Raw genomic sequence first — 16,975 nt, 5'->3', positions numbered from 1 at the left:
GCGGCGGCGCCGCACCTCGGCACGGCCGCGCGCGCTCAGTGCGTCAGGGTGTCACGCGGGCGGTCAGGATCCGGGGACCGGACTCCGTGACGGCCACCGTGTGCTCCACGTGGGCCGCGCGGGAGCCGTCGGAGGTGCGCAGGGTCCAGCCGTCGGACGCCTCGTAGTAGGCGTCCTTTCCGCTCGCGACGAGCATGGGCTCGATGGCGAGGACCATGCCTGGGCGCAGCGGGAGCCCCCGCCCCGGGCGGCCCTCGTTGGGGACGTCGGGGTCCTCGTGCATACGGCGGCCGATGCCGTGGCCGCCGAAGCCGTGCGGGATGCCGTACCCCGCCTCGCGGCAGGCCCGGCCGACGGCGTGGGCGATGTCGCCGATGCGGTTGCCCGGGACGGCCGCCGCGATGCCCGCCGCCAGCGCCCGCTCGGCGGTGTCGATCAGACGCAGGTCCGCCGGGCGCGGGCGGCCCACGGTGAAGCTGATCGCCGAGTCCCCGGCCCAGCCGTCCAGGACCGCGCCGCAGTCGATCGAGACCAGGTCGCCGTCGCGCAGCCGGTAGCGGCCGGGGATGCCGTGCACGATCGCGTCGTTCACGGAGGCGCAGATCACCGCGGGGAAGGGGGTCGGCGCGAAGGACGGGCGGTAGCCGAGGAACGGCGAGGACGCTCCGGCCTCACGCAGCACCGCCCGTGCCACCTCGTCCAGCTCCAGCAGACTCACCCCTACGGCCGCGGCGTCCCGTACGGCCGTCAGGGCCCGTCCGACCACCTGGCCGGCGGCGTGCATCGCGTCGATCGACGTGTCCGTCTTCAGTTCCACCATGCCAATTACTATACCGGTATTTGAATAGGGTGCGGGCGGGCGCGCCGGTATTAGAATGGGGGCATGGTGCGCACCCCCCTGACCCCGGAAGAGCGTGAACGCGGCGAGCGGCTCGGGAGGTTGCTGCGCGAGGCGCGCGGGGACCGGAGCATGACCGAGGTCGCCGCGCGGGCGGGCGTCTCCGCCGAGACGCTCCGCAAGATCGAGACGGGCCGGGCGCCGACGCCGGCGTTCTTCACCGTCGCCGCGCTGGCCGGCGTCCTCGGGCTGTCGATGGACGACCTGATCGCACGGTGCCTGCTCGTACCCGCCTGACCGCCTGATCGGCCGGGCCGCACAGCGCGCCGGGCCGGATGATGATCCGCTCGCGCACTGCCGGAAAACCCTGTGTAGCAGCGCCGTAACACACCTGGTGTTGCCTACCGGCGGAGTACCGGCGGCCGGGCGGGAGCAGAGCGATGGCGGTGGAACGACTCCCAGGCGGAGCGGGGGAGTTCGCGGGCTACCTGGACGGCCTGCTGGCACGGCTGGACCAGGGCGGAGGCTGGAGCGGGGTCTTCTGGCGGCGCGACCCCGACGGCATGCGGGCCTGTCTGGACGGCCGCGAGGTGCCGCCGTGGGACGTGGTCGGGTCGCTGCTGGAGGACTTCGCCGCGGCATACGGCCCCGCCGCCGCTGCCGCCGAGCGGGAACGGGCCCGCGCCCTGTACCGGGCCGCGCTCACCGCGCACGACGCCCGCCCCGGCGCGCGCGAAACCCTGCTCGCCCGCCTCGACGCCATGCTCCGCGAACAGCACCGCGCCGCCGAACGCCGGGCCGAACTGACCCGCCGGCTGTCCGCACCGGCCGGCGCGGCGGAGGCCGACTCCCTCCGCCACGCCCTGTCCTGGGCCGCCGACGACCACACCCGCGCGACCGCCCGCTGCGAGGAACTCCGTTCACGCTTGACGGAGTTGGACCACCGGGAGACGGCGGGGCCTCGGGGGGAGCGGAGGGGTCCCGACTCCGCTCCGGCGTGCAACGGGGGCTCGCAGGCGGAGGGAGCCCGCGGGGCCGGCGTTCCGGGCGCGGTGTGGAACGAGGGTGCGCAGGGGGTGGGGACCGGCGTCCCGGCCGTGGTGTGGAACGGGGGTGCGCAGGCGGAGGGGACTGGTGTCTCGGCCGCGATGCGGAATGGGGGTGCGCAGGGGGTGGGGGCGCGCGGGGCCGGCGTCTCGGCCGCGGTGCGGAACGGGGGCTCGCAGGCGGAGGGAGCCCGCGGGGTCGGCGTTTCGGCCGGGGTGCGGAGCGGGGGTGCGCAGGCGGAGGGGACCGGCGTCCCGGCCGGGGTGTGGAACGGGGGTGCGCAGGCGGTGGGGGCGCCCGGGGCCGGCGTCTCGGCTGGGGGTGCGCAGGCCGCCGGGGAGGCGGTGCCGCCGCATTTCCGGCGCTCGGGGGAGCGGGAGTGGTCGGAAGCGGCAAGCGCTCCCGAGGGTGGGGAACAGGCGCCGACCGCCCGGGCCACCACGCCGGGCCACGACCTCGATGCCGCATCTCTCACCCCGCCGGTTGCCGCGCCGGTCCACGGGCCCGTTTCCGCTCGCGTGCCGCCCGCTGGCCCCGCCGGTGCCGCAGCTCCTGTCTCGCCGGTTGCCGCCGGCCACGCCTCCGCTCCGACTCGCGTGCCGCCCGCTCGCCCCGCCGGTGCCGCAGCTCCTGTCCCGCCGACCGCCACGCCCGCCCACGCCCCCGCTCCCACCCGCGTGCCGCCCGCTCGCCCCACCGGTGCCGTGTCCACCGCGCCGCCGTTCGCCCACCCCGCCACCACTCCACCCTCCGCCCCACAGCCCGACACCCCCGCGCCCTCCACGCCGCAGGCCCCCACCCCGTCCGTGCCGCCCGCGCCCTCCGCCCCCGCCCCGCTGCAGGCCGCCCGCACCCCGGAGTCCGGCAAGGTGCGGAAACGGCGTCGGGGGAGTGGCCGGTTCGCCGGGATGGGTGACGAGGAGGGTGCCGTCGTCGTACCCGTGGTGCCGTTGCCGGCCGGGGACGAGAGCCGTACCGGGGGCCGGGCACCGCGTGGGGCGCGGTTCGCCGGGGCCGGGGACGGGGGCGAGCCCGTCGTGGCGGCGCCGGGTGAGGTGGAGGACGCCGAGGGGGACGCAGCCGTGGCGGGGGTCGTGGAGCGGCTCGCCCGGCTGCGGGGCGAAGGGCGCGGCGGGGAGGCGCATGTGCTGCTGGTGGAGGTCGCGCAGTGGCCCGCCGTGCGGTTCCCGGCGCTCGCGGACGCCCTGCACCGGGCCGGGCTCGGCGCGGACTGGGCCACGCTGCTCTGGGAGACCGCCTCGCTGCCCCCCGAGCGGCTGGTCGCCGCCGCCGACGCGCTGGTCGCCGCCGGACGGGAGGAAGACGCCCGGCAGATGCTGCGGCAGGGCGTCGCCCGCCCGGCGGAGGAGGTCGGCGCGGCCGTGCTGCGGCTCGAGGAGGAGGGCCGGGGCAGGGAGGCGGCGGCGCTGCTCGACGCCCTGGTGCGGGGCCGTACGGCGCAGGAGGCGGCCCGCGGCGTCGCCCCCGACCCCCGCCGGCTCGTGCCGCCGCTGCTCGGCGCCGCGCGGGCCGTCTCCGCCGAGCGGCACTGGGACCTGGTGCACGCGCTGCGGGTCGCCGGACACGCCACGTGAGCGGCCATCCGGGAGTATCGTCCCGGTATGCTCCGGTTCACCCCCTGGAGCGGCCCGGTGCTCACCCGCAGGGGCGCCTCACCTGATCGACTCCGCGGGATGGCGACGATGGTCTTGGCAAGGGCCTCCCGGAGGCTTACTTTCGTCCCTCTACGGCCTGCTCTACGGGCGTAGAGGCTCTGACGGCCCGTCGAAGGAGCAGCTCATGGCCGACGTCGTACGCGCCGCACTGGTCCAGGCCACCTGGACCGGCGACACCGAGTCCATGGTGGCGAAGCACGAGGAGCACGCCCGCGAGGCGGCCCGCCGGGGCGCCCGGATCATCGGGTTCCAGGAGGTCTTCAACGCGCCCTACTTCTGCCAGGTCCAGGAGCCCGAGCACCACCGCTGGGCCGAACGGGTTCCGGACGGGCCGACGGTGCGGCGGATGCAGGACCTCGCGCGGGAGACCGGGATGGTCGTCGTGGTCCCCGTCTTCGAGGTCGAGCAGTCCGGCTTCTACTACAACACCGCCGCCGTGATCGACGCCGACGGCACCTACCTCGGCAAGTACCGCAAGCACCACATCCCGCAGGTCAAGGGGTTCTGGGAGAAGTACTACTTCAAGCCCGGCAATCTCGGGTGGCCCGTGTTCGACACCGCCGTGGGCAGGGTCGGCGTCTACATCTGCTACGACCGGCACTTCCCGGAGGGCTGGCGGCAACTGGGTCTCAACGGCGCCCAGTTGGTCTACAACCCGTCGGCCACCCACCGAGGCCTCTCCGCCCATCTGTGGCAGCTGGAGCAGCCCGCCGCCGCCGTCGCCAACGAGTACTTCGTCGCCGCCATCAACCGGGTCGGGCGGGAGGAGTACGGCGACAACGACTTCTACGGGACCAGTTACTTCGTCGACCCCCGCGGGCAGTTCGTCGGCGAGGTCGCGAGCGACACGTCCGAGGAACTCCTCGTCCGCGACCTCGATCTCGACCTGATCGAGGAAGTGCGGCAGCAGTGGGCCTTCTACCGAGACCGCCGCCCCGACGCCTACGAAGGACTGGTACAGCCGTGAACGACCTCTACTCCCGCCACCGCCAGGTCATGCCCGACTGGCTCGCCCTCTACTACGACGACCCGATCGAGATCACCCACGGCGAGGGCCGCCATGTCTGGGACTCCGCCGGCAACAAGTACCTGGACTTCTTCGGCGGCATCCTGACGACGATGACCGCGCACGCCCTGCCCGAGGTGACCAAGGCGCTCAGCGAGCAGGCCGGGCGGATCATCCACTCCTCCACCCTCTACCTCAACCGCCCCATGGTCGACCTCGCCGAGCGCATCGCCCAGGTGAGCGGCATCCCCGACGCCCGCGTCTTCTTCACCACCTCCGGCACCGAGGCCAACGACACCGCCCTGCTGCTCGCCACCTCCTACCGGCGCAGCAACACGATCCTGGCGATGCGCAACAGCTACCACGGGCGCTCCTTCAGCACGGTCGGCATCACCGGCAACCGCGGCTGGTCGCCGACGTCCCTGTCCCCGCTGCAGACCCTGTACGTGCACGGCGGCGTGCGCACCCGGGGCCCGTTCGCCGGCCTGGACGACCGCGACTTCATCGACGCCTGTGTCGCCGACCTGAAGGACGTCCTCGGGCACACCCGGCCGCCCGCCGCGCTGATCGCGGAGCCGATCCAGGGCGTCGGCGGCTTCACCTCGCCGCCCGATGGGCTCTACGCCGCCTTCAGGGAAGTCCTGAAGGAGCACGGCATCCTGTGGATCGCCGACGAGGTGCAGACCGGCTGGGGCCGCACCGGCGACCACTTCTGGGGCTGGCAGGCGCACGCCCGCAGCGGCCCGCCGGACATCGTCACCTTCGCCAAGGGCATCGGCAACGGCACCTCGATCGGCGGTGTGATCGCCCGCGCCGAGATCATGAACTGCCTGGACGCCAACAGCATTTCGACCTTCGGCGGCACCCAGCTCACCATGGCCGCCGGCCTCGCCAACCTCACGTACCTCCTGGAACACGATCTCCAGGGCAACGCCCGCCGGGTCGGCGGCCTGCTCATCGAGCGGCTGCGCGCCGTCGCCGCCCAGCTGCCGGGCGTGAAGGAAGTGCGCGGCCGTGGCCTGATGATCGGCATCGAGCTGGTCAAGCCCGGCACCGGCCAGGCCGACCCGCAGGCGGCCGCCGCCGTCCTGGAGGCGGCCCGCGAGGGCGGCCTGCTCATCGGCAAGGGCGGCGGCCACGACACCAGCGCCCTGCGCATCGCCCCGCCGCTGTCGCTCACGGTCGCGGAGGCGGAGGAGGGCGCGGCGATCCTGGAACGGGCGCTCAGGAGTACGTACTAGAGAACGGCGGTACGGCCATGACCACCACCCTGGAGTCCCGGCACGGCTGGGAACCCGCCCTCTCCGTCCGCCAGGTGCTCACCCTGGAACGGGTCCTCGCCGGGGAACCCGAGGTGGTGGCCGGCGCCGGGCAGCTCGACCGGCCGGTGCGCTGGGTGCACGTCGCCGAGGCCGCCGACGTCGGCGTGATGCTCAGCGGCGGCGAGATGGTGCTCACCACCGGTGTGCTGCTGGCCGGCGACGAGGCCAAGCAGGCCGAGTACATCCAGTCGCTGCACCGCGCCGAGGCCGCCGCCGTCGTGCTCGGCCTCGGCAGGGCCTTCCCGGCGCCGCCCGAGGTGATGCGCCGGGCCGCCGAGCGGTGCGGGCTGCCCATGGTCGTCCTGCACCGGCCCTTCCCGTTCGCCGAGCTGACCGAGGAGGTCCAGTGCCGGCTGGTGCGGCGGAAGTTCGCCGCCGTCAGCCTCTCGGAGACCGTACGCACCGAACTCACCGCCCTGATCACCGCCGGCGCCCCCCTGCAACGGCTGCTCGACGAGGTCGCCCGGCACGGCGGCTGCCCGGTCGTCCTCACCAACCTCGCCCACCGCGTCCTCGCCACGGCGGGGGAGCGGTCCGCCGTGGACGACGTGCTGCGCGACTGGGAGCGGGTCGCCCGGCAGGCCGCCGCCTGCGCCGACGACGGCTGGATCCGGGCCGAGCTGGGCGGGCGCGGGGAGCGCTGGGGCCGGCTGCTGCTGTGCGGCTACCGGGGCGAGGCGGCCACCGGCCGGCTGCTCGCCGACCGGGCCGCCGAGGCCCTGGTGCTGCACCGCATGCTCGGCGGCGGCTGCGCGCCCTCCTGGGAGGAGGAGTCCGCGCAGAGCCTGCTCACCGACCTGGTCTCCGGCGCCGTACCGGCCCGGCAGCTGCTGCCCCGGGCGCGGGCGGCCGGGCTGCCGGTGAACCGGCGCACCTTCGTCCCGCTGGTCGTCCTCGGCCGCGCCCCCGGCGAACTCGACCGTGTGCTGCGGCTGCTGGGGCTTGCCGGGCTGGTCGCCGAACTCGCCGACGGCCGCGCCGCCGTCCTGCTCAGCCTCCCGCGCGACCAGGACGCCGATACCCTCACCGCCCACTTCGCGGCCCGGCTGCGCGCCGGGTCACGGGCCGTGGTCGCGGCCAGCGCCGCCCGCACCGCCTGGGACGACGTGCCCGCCGGGCTGCGCGAGGCCCGGCACGTCGCCGACGCCGTCGCCGACTCCCCGGCCGCCCTCGACCTGCCGGCCGTGGTCCGCCTGAAGGACGTGCATCTGCGCGGACTGGTCCGGCTGCTGCGCGACGACCCGCACGTGCAGTCCTTCGCCGAACGGGAACTGGACGGGCTGCTCGGCGAGGCCGAGCCGGAACTGCTGAACGTCCTGCGCACCTACCTCGCCACCGGCCGCAACAAGTCCCGCACCGCCCAGCTCCACCACGTCTCCCGGCCCGCCCTCTACCGCCGCCTCGAGGCCATACAGGCCCGGCTCGGCGTCGACCTGGACGACTTCGAACAGGCGGCCTCCGTGCACATCGCGCTCCTCGCGCACGACGCGCAACTGCGGTGAAACATGCGACGACCTGGGAAAACGGCGGTGAAACATGGGACTGCGCACACGTGACACGGTGACACGCCGACGGCCCCCAGACGTGACACGCTGCCACTCAACCGGCCCGCGCGGGCTTTCTACGCTCCTGGGGCGGGCATCGGAGGTCCCGTCTGCCGGGCGACGCCCTGCACGCACTCTCGCCGCACCGGGCGCAAGCCCAAGTAGACCCAGTACGTGGGCTCGCGCCCGGCACGCCGAGAGCACGCACCGGACGCCGCCCGGCCCGCCCTGCGGGCGGACGACGCGACCTCCGACGCCCGCCCCAGCACACCGAGCTACCGGAGGTCCCGATGAGCCGAGTGATCCGAGCCGCCCTGTTCCAGACCGCGTGGACGGGCGACAAGGAATCCATGATCCAGGTCCACGAGCAGGCGGCCCGCGACGCGGCCGCGCAGGGCGCCCAGGTCCTCTGCTTCCAAGAGCTGTTCTACGGCCCCTACTTCTGCCAGGTCCAGGACAAGGCCTTCTACGAGTACGCCGAACGGATCCCCGAGGGCCCGACCGTCCAGCGCTTTGCGTCCCTCGCCCGCGAGCTGGGCATCGTCCTGATCCTGCCCATGTACGAGGAGGAGCAGCCGGGCGTCCTGTACAACACCGCCGCCGTGATCGACGCGGACGGCTCCTACCTCGGCAAGTACCGGAAGACCCACATCCCCCAAGTGCAGGGATTCTGGGAGAAGTTCTACTTCCGCCCCGGCAACAGCGGCTGGCCCGTCTTCGACACCGCCGCCGGCCGGATCGGCGTGTACATCTGCTACGACCGGCACTTCCCGGAGGGCTGGCGGGCCCTTGGCCTCGCCGGAGCCGAGATCGTCTTCAACCCCTCGGCCACCTCGCGCGGCCTGTCCCGCTACCTGTGGCAGCTGGAACAGCCCGCGGCGGCCGTCGCCAACGAGTACTTCGTCGGCGCGATCAACCGGGTCGGCGTGGAGGACCTCGGCGACAACGACTTCTACGGCACGACCTACTTCGTGGACCCCGAGGCCCAGTTCGTCGGCGAGGTCGCGAGCGACAAGGAGACCGAACTCGTCGTACGCGACCTGGACCTGGCCAAACTCCGCGAGGTCCGCGACCGCTGGCAGTTCTACCGCGACCGGGCGCCGGGGGCGTACGGACCGCTGACCGCGCCCTGACCGGAACCGAGCGACGCAAGGGAGCAGCATGAGCAGCCGTACCGTCATCCGCGGCGGTCTCGTCATCACCGCCTCGGACGAGATCCACGCCGACGTCCTGATCGAGGACGGCCGCGTCGCCGCCCTCGCCGCCTCCGGCACCCCGGCCGCCGAGGCGTTCACCGCCGAGAGGGCCATCGACGCCACCGGGAAGTACGTGATCCCGGGCGGGGTCGACGGCCACACGCACATGGAGATGCCGTTCGGCGGCACCACCGCCGCCGACACCTTCGAGACCGGCACCCGCGCCGCCGCCTGGGGCGGCACGACCACGATCGTGGACTTCGCCATCCAGAGCGTCGGCGGCACCCTGCGCGAGGGCCTGGACGCCTGGCACGCCAAGGCCGAGGGCAACTGCGCCGTCGACTACGGGTTCCACATGATCGTCTCCGATGTGAACCAGGAGACGCTGAAGGAGATGGACCTGCTGGTGGAGGAGGGCGTCACCTCCTTCAAGCAGTTCATGGCCTACCCCGGCGTCTTCTACAGCGACGACGGGCAGATCCTGCGCGCCATGCAGCGGGCCGCCGAGAACGGCGGACTGATCATGATGCACGCCGAGAACGGCATCGCCATCGACGTCCTGGTCGAACAGGCCCTCGCCCGGGGCGAGACCGACCCGCGCTACCACGGCGAGGTCCGCAAGGCCCTGCTGGAGGCCGAGGCCACCCACCGCGCCATCCGGCTCGCCCAGGTCGCCGGCGCCCCCCTGTACGTCGTCCACGTCTCGGCGATGGAAGCGGTGGCCGAGCTGGCGCGGGCCCGCGACGAGGGGCTGAACGTCTTCGGCGAGACCTGCCCGCAGTACCTGTTCCTGTCCACCGACAACCTCGCCGAGCCGGACTTCGAGGGCGCGAAGTACGTGTGCAGCACGCCCCTCAGGCCGCGCGAACACCAGGCCAGGCTGTGGCAGGGCCTGCGCACCAACGACCTCCAGGTCGTCTCCACCGATCACTGCCCCTTCTGCTTCACGGGCCAGAAGGAGCTGGGCCGCGGCGACTTCTCCAAGATCCCCAACGGCCTGCCCGGCGTGGAGAACCGCATGGACCTGCTCCATCAGGCCGTCGTCGACGGGCACATCTCCCGCCGCCGCTGGATCGAGATCGCCTGCGCCACCCCGGCCCGGATGTTCGGCATGTACCCCAAGAAGGGCACCATCGCGCCGGGCGCCGACGCCGACATCGTGATCTACGACCCGCACGCCGAGCAGGTCATGTCGGCGAAGACCCACCACATGAACGTCGACTACTCGGCCTACGAGGGCAGGCGCACCACCGGCCGGGTCGAGACCGTGCTGTCGCGGGGCGTGCCCGTCATCACCGAGCGGGAGTACACCGGGCACGCCGGCCACGGCGTCTTCACCCCGCGCTCCACCTGTCAGTACCTCGCCTAGGAGCAGCGCCCATGGACTTCGGACTCGTCCTGCAGACCGACCCGCCGGCCTCCCGCGTCATCAGCCTGATGCAACGGGCCGAGCGCAACGGGTTCACGTACGGCTGGACGTTCGACTCCGCCGTGCTCTGGCAGGAGCCGTTCGTGATCTACAGCCAGATCCTCGCGAACACGACGAAGCTGAAGGTCGGCCCGATGGTGACCAACCCGGGCACCCGCACCTGGGAGGTCACCGCCTCCACCTTCGCCACCCTCAACGACATGTTCGGCGACCGCACCGTCTGCGGCATCGGGCGCGGCGACTCCGCGATGCGGGTCGCGGGCCGCAAACCCAACACCCTCGCCCGCATCAGCGAGGCGATGAAGGTCATCCGGGCGCTCGCCGCCGGCGAGTCCGCCGACCTCGGCGGCGGCGCGGTCGTGAAGATCCCGTGGGTCAGGCCGGGTGCCCGCCTGCCCGTCTGGATGGCCGCGTACGGCCCCAAGGCCCTGAAGATGACCGGCGAGGAGGCCGACGGGTTCATCCTCCAGCTGTCCGACCTGTATCTGACCGAGTACATGGTGAAGGCCGTCAAGGACGCGGCGGCCGCCGCCGGCCGCGACCCCGCGGAGGTGACGATCTGCGTGGCGGCCCCGGCGTACGTCACCGACGACGACTCGCCCGAGGCCCTCGCCCACGCCCGCGAGCAGTGCCGCTGGTTCGGCGGCATGGTCGGCAACCACGTCGCCGACCTCGTCGCCCGGTACGGCGAGCACTCCGCGCAGGTCCCCGACGCCCTCACCGACTACATCAAGGCGCGCCAGGGCTACGACTACGCCCACCACGGGCGCAGCGGCAACCCCGACACCCGGTTCGTGCCCGACGAGATCGTCGACCGGTTCTGCGTCATCGGACCGGCCGAGAAGCACATCGAGAAGCTGACCGCGCTCCGCGCGCTGGGCGTCGACCAGTTCGCGGTGTACGACATGCACGACGCGCAGGAGGCCACCATCGACGCCTATGGCGCGACGGTGATCCCGGCCGTCAACGCCTGAGCCCCCGCCCGACGTACGAGCCCCCCACGCCCCCTCTTGGTCTCCCCTCCCCGCCGCCGGCGGGGAGGGGGCTGGTGCCCGCACGGCAACTCCCGGTCCCTCTCACCCGATTGGCCAGCCCATGACCGACACCGCTCCCACGGCCATACCCCCGTCCGGCCAAGTCACCCGGCCCGGCGGGCGCGTGGAACTCGCACCCGGCACCCCGCCGCCCAGCGGTCCGTACGCCAACGAGGACCTCCTCCCCGTCCCGGTGGAACGGCGCACCTGGACCACGTACAACTTCTCCGCCCTGTGGGTCGGCATGGCCCACAACACGGCCTCCTGGACGCTGGCCTCCGGCCTGATCGCCGTCGGCATGGACTGGAAACAGGCCGTGTTCACCATCGCCCTGGCCAACCTGATCGTGCTGGTGCCGATGCTGCTGACCGGGCACGCCGGCCCCAAGTACGGCATCCCCTTCCCCGTCTTCGCCCGCGCCTCCTTCGGGGTGCGCGGCGCCAACCTGCCCGCCGTCGTACGGGCGTTGGTGGCGTGCGGCTGGTTCGGCATCCAGACCTGGATCGGCGGCGAGGCCATCTACTTCCTCGCCGGGAAACTGATCGGCGACAGCTGGTCGAACGCGGCGCACATCGGCGGCTACGCCTGGACCATGTGGCTGTCGTTCGCGATCTTCTGGGCGATCCAGGTCGCGATCATCTACCGGGGCATGGACACCATCCGCCGCTTCGAGAACTGGGCCGCGCCGTTCGTGCTCGTCGGCGCGTTCGTGATGCTGTGGTGGATGAGCAGCAAGGCGGGCGGCGTCGGCCCGCTGTTCGACCAGCCCTCGAAGCTCGGCTGGGGCGGCGCATTCTGGAAACTGTTCTGGCCGTCCCTGATGGGCATGATCGGCTTCTGGTCCACGCTGTCGCTGAACATCCCCGACTTCACCCGCTACGGCCGGAGCCAGAAGGCGCAGACCTGGGGCCAGGCCCTCGGCCTGCCCACCACGATGACCCTGTTCGCCTTCCTGTCCGTCCTCGTCACCTCCGGCTCCCAGGCCGTCTACGGCAAGCCGGTCTGGGACCCGGTGCAGCTCGCCGCGAAGACGGACAACGTGGTGGGCCTGCTCTACGCGCTCGTCACCGTCCTCGTCGCCACGCTGTCCGTGAACATCGCCGCCAACCTGGTCTCCCCGGCGTTCGACTTCTCCAACGTGGCGCCCAGAAAGGTCAGTTTCCGCGCGGGCGCCCTGATCACCGCCGTCCTCGCGGTGCTGATCTTCCCGTGGAAGCTGTACTCCGACCCGCAGGGCTACATCTTCACCTGGCTGGGCCTGGTCGGCGGGCTGCTCGGCACGGTCGCGGGCATCCTCGTCGCCGACTACTGGCTGCTGCGCCGCACCCGGCTGCACCTCGCCGACCTGTACCGCACCGGCGGCCGCTACTGGTACGCGGCCGGCTGGAACTGGCGGGCGGTCGTGGCCTTCCTGGCGGGCGGCGTCCTCGCGATCGGCGGCGCCAGCTTCAAGCCCCTGATCGACGGCCGCCCCATCCCCGCGCTCGCCTCCCTCGCCGACTACGGCTGGGCGGTGGGCCTCGGCACCTCCCTGGTGCTGTACCTGGCGCTCACCGCGCTGACAGGCGCCCGCCGGGCCGAGGTCTGAGGGCCTCGGGGCGGGCGGTCAGCCGGACTGCGACTGCCCGCCCCCGAGCGCGCCCACCGCGGCGCGGGCCGCCTGGATGGCACCCTTGTTGATCTCGTCCGTGCCGGGCGCCTTCTTGGTGTCGAAGTCGCTTCCGTTGTACGTGACGACGACGAGGGCGTTGGACACCCGCACCACGACGACGCCCTCGCGGGTCTGCTGCTTGTCCTCGGTGGTGAGGTTGACGACGGAGTACGCGCTGTTTCCGAGCCCCGGCACGTCCCCGCCGCCGCTCTTCTCCTTCACCCGCTGCTGGTACTCCTGCGTCGCCTGCTGCTCCGAGGCGCTGATCTCGAACGACACGTCGAGCCAGCGGTAGCTGTAGCCCTGCAGCGCGTTCCAGGAGCAGGTGCGGCGCAGCTTGGCGTCCGTGGACGGGATCTCCTTGCCGTCCGTCTTCGCCCCGGGCACGAGGGACTTCACGGTCGACGCGGGCACGCTGGTGCAGGGCGACGGCGCGGTGCTGTACGCCTTCGCCGCGGCCGCGGCCGTGGACGACGGATCGGCGGACGAGGAGGAGGACTGGGCCGACGACGTCTGCACCGTCCGGTGCCCGGCGGAGGTGTGCGGCGCGGCCGGGCCGGACGTCAGCGCCCAGCCGGCACAGGCGAGGACCGCGACCGGCGAGATCCGCGCGGTGAGGGCGAGCGGCAGGGGAAAGGTTCGCACGGCGCACTTCTCGTGGGGGAGGGGGTGCGGAAGGGGGCCCGCAGGTGGACGTGGGACGCCAGTGTCACACGACTCCCTGTGGGGCGGAAGCGGAAACTCGCAGCGTGCCCGGGCGGTTACGGCGGCACGGTCACGACGTACGGTTCCGCCCGTTTTGCTCCTCGAGCCAACGGCGGGCGCCGACCTCGCTGGGGTACTCGCGGACGGTGAGCATGGCCACGCTCCAGCCCACGACCCACGCGGCCAGCGCCGGGACGACGGGCGCCGCGACCACCCACAGCACGCGGCCGGCGACGACGAGGCCGGGCGTACGGCGGCTCTGGTCCCGTTTGGCGGCGCGGAACTCGTCGGGGGCGGGCGGGTCGAGGAGCTTTCTGCGATGGTCCCGGCGCTGCACCAGCCATCCCCACACCAGCGCCCCGGCGGACGCGACGGCCTGCGCCCAGTCCCACACCGTACGGACGCCCGACGGCAGTTCGGTGCGGAAGCTGCCGTACAGGGCGAGCGCGATGTAGCAGCAGAAGGCCAGCGCCGCGAGCCACGCCAGGGCGGTCAGGCACCGGCGCAGCCAGTAGCGCGGGCCGCGCTCGTACCACGTGGTGCCGAGCCCCTGCACCGCGGGGACCCGGACGGGGGCCGGCGAGGCCGCGCCCTCAGAAGATGCTCTTGATGCCATGCCACACGTCGTCTTTCAGCCGTACGAAGTCGTCCCCGGTCTCGGACAGGACGTGACCCGAGCCGTGCAGGATGCCGCCGACCACTCCGTGGTCGTGGATGTCCTCGCTCCAGTGCTCGTGGAAGGAGTGGTCGATGATGCCGGTCGCACCGATCACGATGCCACCGCCGACCCCGGCCACCACGGCGACCGGCACATCGACGGGCGCGAGCGCGACGAGACCCGCCGTGACGGCGGTGCCGGCCGCCAGGCCCGCGAGGTTCGCGCCGCCGTCCACCGCGATGGAGTGCTGCCAGGACCAGCCCTTGTCATGGTCGTCGGACGCCTCCAGCAGCCCGCAGGCACCGGCGGCGGCGACGTCCAGCACCGGAATCTCCTTCAGGAAGTCCGGGACCTTCTCCAGGCCTTCGCCCACGCGCAACGCCTCGGCCGCGTCGGCCAGTTTCACGTTGAGCGCGCGGTCGTACGGCAGCGCGGTGCTGCCGTGGTCGGCCCGCACGAGATCCTGCTCCAGCGCGTCCACCTTGGTGACCGCGTCACGGTAGGCGCTCTTGGCGGGCAGGTCCTTGGGCAGCGCCTTGCCCGCCTTCTGGTAGGCCTTGCGCTCCGCCCGCAGCTCCTTCTTGGCGGCCTGCGCCTCGGCCTTGGCCGCGTCGAGGTGCTTGCGGGCCTCGATGCCGCCCGCCCGGGCGTCCTCGGCGTCGTACGCGTACAGGCCGCGCAGGTAGTCGGCGAGGGTCACCTTGTCCCCGGGGGACGTCGCGTCGCCCTTCGTCACCTGGTCGCACAGGCTCTGCAGATCCTTCGCCGCCACCAGCCGCGCGTGCTGCGCGGTGTGCAGGATCTCGTCGCGCGCCTTGGCGTAGTCGTTCATCGCGGAGATGGCCTTCTGGTCCTCCGCGCTCGGGGGATTCGCCGTCATCATCGGCAGCGGCGCCCCCTTGGCGTCCGTGGAGACCCCCTTGCCGGCCGCGATGTGCTGCGCGTTCTGCAGGGACTTCTCGCACGTGGACAGCGCGTTCGCGAGGGTCTCGAGGATCTCGCCCGCCGAGTGCACCAGTTCGGCGAAGCCGCCGGCCGTCAGCGCGTCCTCGCTCCACTTGGCGCGGAAGCTCTCGGCCGCCTCGCCCTTCCAGCCCGCGTCGCCGACCAGCTTGTCGACCGCCGTGCTGAGCGGCTTGACCACGCCGTCGAGCTTGTCCTTGGCGTTCTTGTACGTCTCGGCCATCGTGCGCAGTCCGCCGATGTCGCCGCCGACCCAGCTGTCACCCATCGGCTCTCATCCCATCAGGTCTTCGAAGACGCCGTGGACGTCCACGTCGTGGCGGTGGAAGGAGTCCCGCGCGTACGCGACCTTGTCCCCGTGGTCGTCCAGCCGGTCCGCCATGCCGGTGTGCAGGCCGATGATGAGGTCCGCGATCTCCCTGATGGCCGAGTCCAGGCCCGGGTCGCCGCCGCTGACCACGGGGGGAGCCACGTCGGGGTGCAGCTTGCGGTAGTCGTCGGCCTGGGTGTGGAACGTCTTGGCCATGGCGGCGAGGTCGTCGTACACCGCCTTGAAGTCGCTCACCGGCGCACCTCCCGTGCGTACGCGGCCAGGTCCTCGGGCCGCCAGTTGGGTTCCCCGGGGGCCACCTGCGGGTCCAGCAGGACGGTGACGCCCTGGTCGCGCACGCCCTCCGCGAGAGCGCCCAGGGAGGCGGCGACCCACGGCTGGGCCTCGCCGAGCGCCGCCGCGAGCCGGGCCGGCGAGGTGAACGCGAACGCCACGGTGCCGTGTGCCGGGTGCCGGAAGAGTTCGAGGACGATGAAGGGCACGCGCGCGGGGCGGCCGTGCGAGCCGGTGCCGGCGACGGACCGCGGATGCGCGGGCACGCACACCGGGGTGTGGTAGGCGGGGATTCCGGGCTTCGGCGCGGGCCGGCCGTCCGTGTCGGCTCGCGGCGGCGCGGCCTCCGCGAAGTCGCGCAGCGCCGAGCGGGGCGGCTGCGGAGTCTGCTGCGGGAGGCTGGTCCCGGGCGGATCCGGCTCAGCGAAATCGAGCAGGCGTGATCGAGTCGGCGCCCCCATCGCCGTCACCTTCTTCCCCGTGCGTTCGTGGCCGATCGGGCCCGACCACGGTAGCCACCGGGCCAGAGGGCAAATCCAGCCATGTCGGGACCTGCCGCCGGGCGTACACCGAACCCATACACCCGCTTGGCGGACGGCAGAGCAACCCTTGACCCGTTGCTGAACCGGGGCGTCCGACCGGGCTCACACCGCCGTCGTGGGGCCGGGAGGCAGGTGCACCGTCATGATCAGTTCGCACGGCCCGGTGCCGGAGCCGCGGTAGGTGTGCGCGGTGTCCCCCTCGAACGTGGCGGTGTGGCCCGCGTCCAGCGGGTGCTCGGTGCCGTCGACGACCAGGGTCATCCGGCCGGAGACGACGCTGATCGTCTCCACGACCCCGGCCTGGTGGGGATGGCTCGGATACTCCTCGCCCGGCTCCAGGCGCCAGCGCCAGACCTCCACCGGCGACGGCCCCGAGGTCGTCAGCATCAGGCGGGCCTCGCTGCCGCGCTCGCCGGTCCACAGCGGGGCCACGGCGTCGGCGGCGACGATCCGGACCCGCTCCTCGTGCGGTCCCTGCATCAGCGCGGACACGGAGATGCCGAGGGTGTCGGCGAGCCGGACCAGGGTGGCCAGGTTGGGGTTGCCCTGTGCCTTCTCCAGCGCCACCAGGGCGCCCTTGCTGACCTGGGCGCGCCGGCCGAGCTCTTCCAGGGACAGGCCCGCGCGCACGCGAGCCGCCCGGACGTTGTGCGCGACCGTCCGCAGTGCCGTGGCTGTCTCGGCCACCTGATCACCGTCCCCTTGCGCAGACCGTTGCACAGACCGGCTTGATGTACCGCGCGGTCGTTTGGTTGACGCC

General features: G+C 73.0%; 16 protein-coding genes. 9 read left to right on the top strand and 7 right to left on the bottom strand.

Annotated features, from left to right (window positions below; all coding sequences use genetic code 11):
- Positions 1–43 precede the first annotated feature (43 nt).
- Complete coding sequence (gene map / locus ACGFZN_RS30855) at positions 44–820, bottom strand: type I methionyl aminopeptidase (RefSeq protein ID WP_393861741.1); 777 nt, start codon at positions 818–820, stop codon at positions 44–46.
- 63 nt (positions 821–883) lie between these two features.
- On the opposite strand from map, the gene ACGFZN_RS30850 reads away from it, so the two are divergent.
- The 9 genes from ACGFZN_RS30850 (at position 884) to ACGFZN_RS30810 (ending at position 12,680) form a co-directional block, all read left to right on the top strand.
- Entirely contained in the window at positions 884–1,135 is a 252-nt protein-coding gene (locus tag ACGFZN_RS30850) for a helix-turn-helix domain-containing protein (protein ID WP_393861740.1), read from the top strand.
- 143 nt (positions 1,136–1,278) lie between these two features.
- Positions 1,279–3,480 carry a hypothetical protein gene (locus ACGFZN_RS30845; RefSeq protein WP_393861739.1) on the top strand — a complete coding sequence of 734 codons (2,202 nt, stop codon included), beginning with the start codon at positions 1,279–1,281 and terminating at the stop codon, positions 3,478–3,480.
- 205 nt (positions 3,481–3,685) lie between these two features.
- Positions 3,686–4,528 (top strand): nitrilase-related carbon-nitrogen hydrolase, encoded by an 843-nt coding sequence (locus ACGFZN_RS30840; protein ID WP_393861738.1) that lies wholly within the window; start codon positions 3,686–3,688, stop codon positions 4,526–4,528.
- Positions 4,525–5,808 (top strand): aspartate aminotransferase family protein, encoded by a 1,284-nt coding sequence (locus tag ACGFZN_RS30835; RefSeq protein WP_393861737.1) that lies wholly within the window; start codon positions 4,525–4,527, stop codon positions 5,806–5,808. Before ACGFZN_RS30840 ends, ACGFZN_RS30835 begins: the two co-directional genes overlap by 4 nt.
- Positions 5,809–5,825: 17 nt before the next feature.
- On the top strand, positions 5,826–7,391 hold the full coding sequence (locus tag ACGFZN_RS30830) for a PucR family transcriptional regulator (protein ID WP_393861736.1): 1,566 nt from the start codon (positions 5,826–5,828) through the stop codon (positions 7,389–7,391).
- Positions 7,392–7,723: 332 nt separating this feature from the next.
- Entirely contained in the window at positions 7,724–8,566 is an 843-nt protein-coding gene (locus ACGFZN_RS30825; RefSeq protein ID WP_393861735.1) for a nitrilase-related carbon-nitrogen hydrolase, read from the top strand.
- A 28-nt stretch (positions 8,567–8,594) separates the two neighbouring features.
- Positions 8,595–9,998: a dihydropyrimidinase gene (gene hydA, locus ACGFZN_RS30820; protein ID WP_393861734.1), complete on the top strand. Its 1,404-nt coding sequence runs from the start codon at positions 8,595–8,597 to the stop codon at positions 9,996–9,998.
- Positions 9,999–10,009: 11 nt separating this feature from the next.
- On the top strand, positions 10,010–11,032 hold the full coding sequence (locus tag ACGFZN_RS30815; RefSeq protein WP_393861733.1) for a TIGR03842 family LLM class F420-dependent oxidoreductase: 1,023 nt from the start codon (positions 10,010–10,012) through the stop codon (positions 11,030–11,032).
- A 121-nt stretch (positions 11,033–11,153) separates the two neighbouring features.
- Positions 11,154–12,680 carry an NCS1 family nucleobase:cation symporter-1 gene (locus ACGFZN_RS30810; protein ID WP_393861732.1) on the top strand — a complete coding sequence of 509 codons (1,527 nt, stop codon included), beginning with the start codon at positions 11,154–11,156 and terminating at the stop codon, positions 12,678–12,680.
- Positions 12,681–12,698: 18 nt separating this feature from the next.
- Here ACGFZN_RS30810 and ACGFZN_RS30805 read toward each other — a convergent pair whose 3' ends face one another.
- From ACGFZN_RS30805 to ACGFZN_RS30780, 6 genes are all read right to left on the bottom strand, one after another.
- Positions 12,699–13,388 carry a hypothetical protein gene (locus ACGFZN_RS30805; RefSeq protein ID WP_393861731.1) on the bottom strand — a complete coding sequence of 230 codons (690 nt, stop codon included), beginning with the start codon at positions 13,386–13,388 and terminating at the stop codon, positions 12,699–12,701.
- A 130-nt stretch (positions 13,389–13,518) separates the two neighbouring features.
- Positions 13,519–14,064, bottom strand: coding sequence for a hypothetical protein (locus ACGFZN_RS30800; protein WP_393861730.1), 546 nt, complete (start codon positions 14,062–14,064; stop codon positions 13,519–13,521).
- Positions 14,042–15,337: a WXG100 family type VII secretion target gene (locus tag ACGFZN_RS30795; protein WP_393861729.1), complete on the bottom strand. Its 1,296-nt coding sequence runs from the start codon at positions 15,335–15,337 to the stop codon at positions 14,042–14,044. Before ACGFZN_RS30795 ends, ACGFZN_RS30800 begins: the two co-directional genes overlap by 23 nt.
- A 6-nt stretch (positions 15,338–15,343) precedes the next feature.
- On the bottom strand, positions 15,344–15,634 hold the full coding sequence (locus ACGFZN_RS30790; protein WP_393861728.1) for a DUF6317 family protein: 291 nt from the start codon (positions 15,632–15,634) through the stop codon (positions 15,344–15,346).
- Positions 15,631–16,134 carry an SAV_915 family protein gene (locus tag ACGFZN_RS30785; RefSeq protein ID WP_393861727.1) on the bottom strand — a complete coding sequence of 168 codons (504 nt, stop codon included), beginning with the start codon at positions 16,132–16,134 and terminating at the stop codon, positions 15,631–15,633. The genes ACGFZN_RS30790 and ACGFZN_RS30785 overlap by 4 nt, the downstream gene beginning before the upstream one ends.
- A 183-nt stretch (positions 16,135–16,317) precedes the next feature.
- On the bottom strand, positions 16,318–16,902 hold the full coding sequence (locus ACGFZN_RS30780) for a helix-turn-helix domain-containing protein (RefSeq protein WP_393861726.1): 585 nt from the start codon (positions 16,900–16,902) through the stop codon (positions 16,318–16,320).
- Positions 16,903–16,975: the final 73 nt, after the last annotated feature.

Source organism: Streptomyces sp. NPDC048192 (assembly GCF_043202415.1).
Taxonomy (GTDB): domain Bacteria; phylum Actinomycetota; class Actinomycetes; order Streptomycetales; family Streptomycetaceae; genus Streptomyces.
This window is presented reverse-complemented; position numbering and strand designations above follow the sequence as displayed.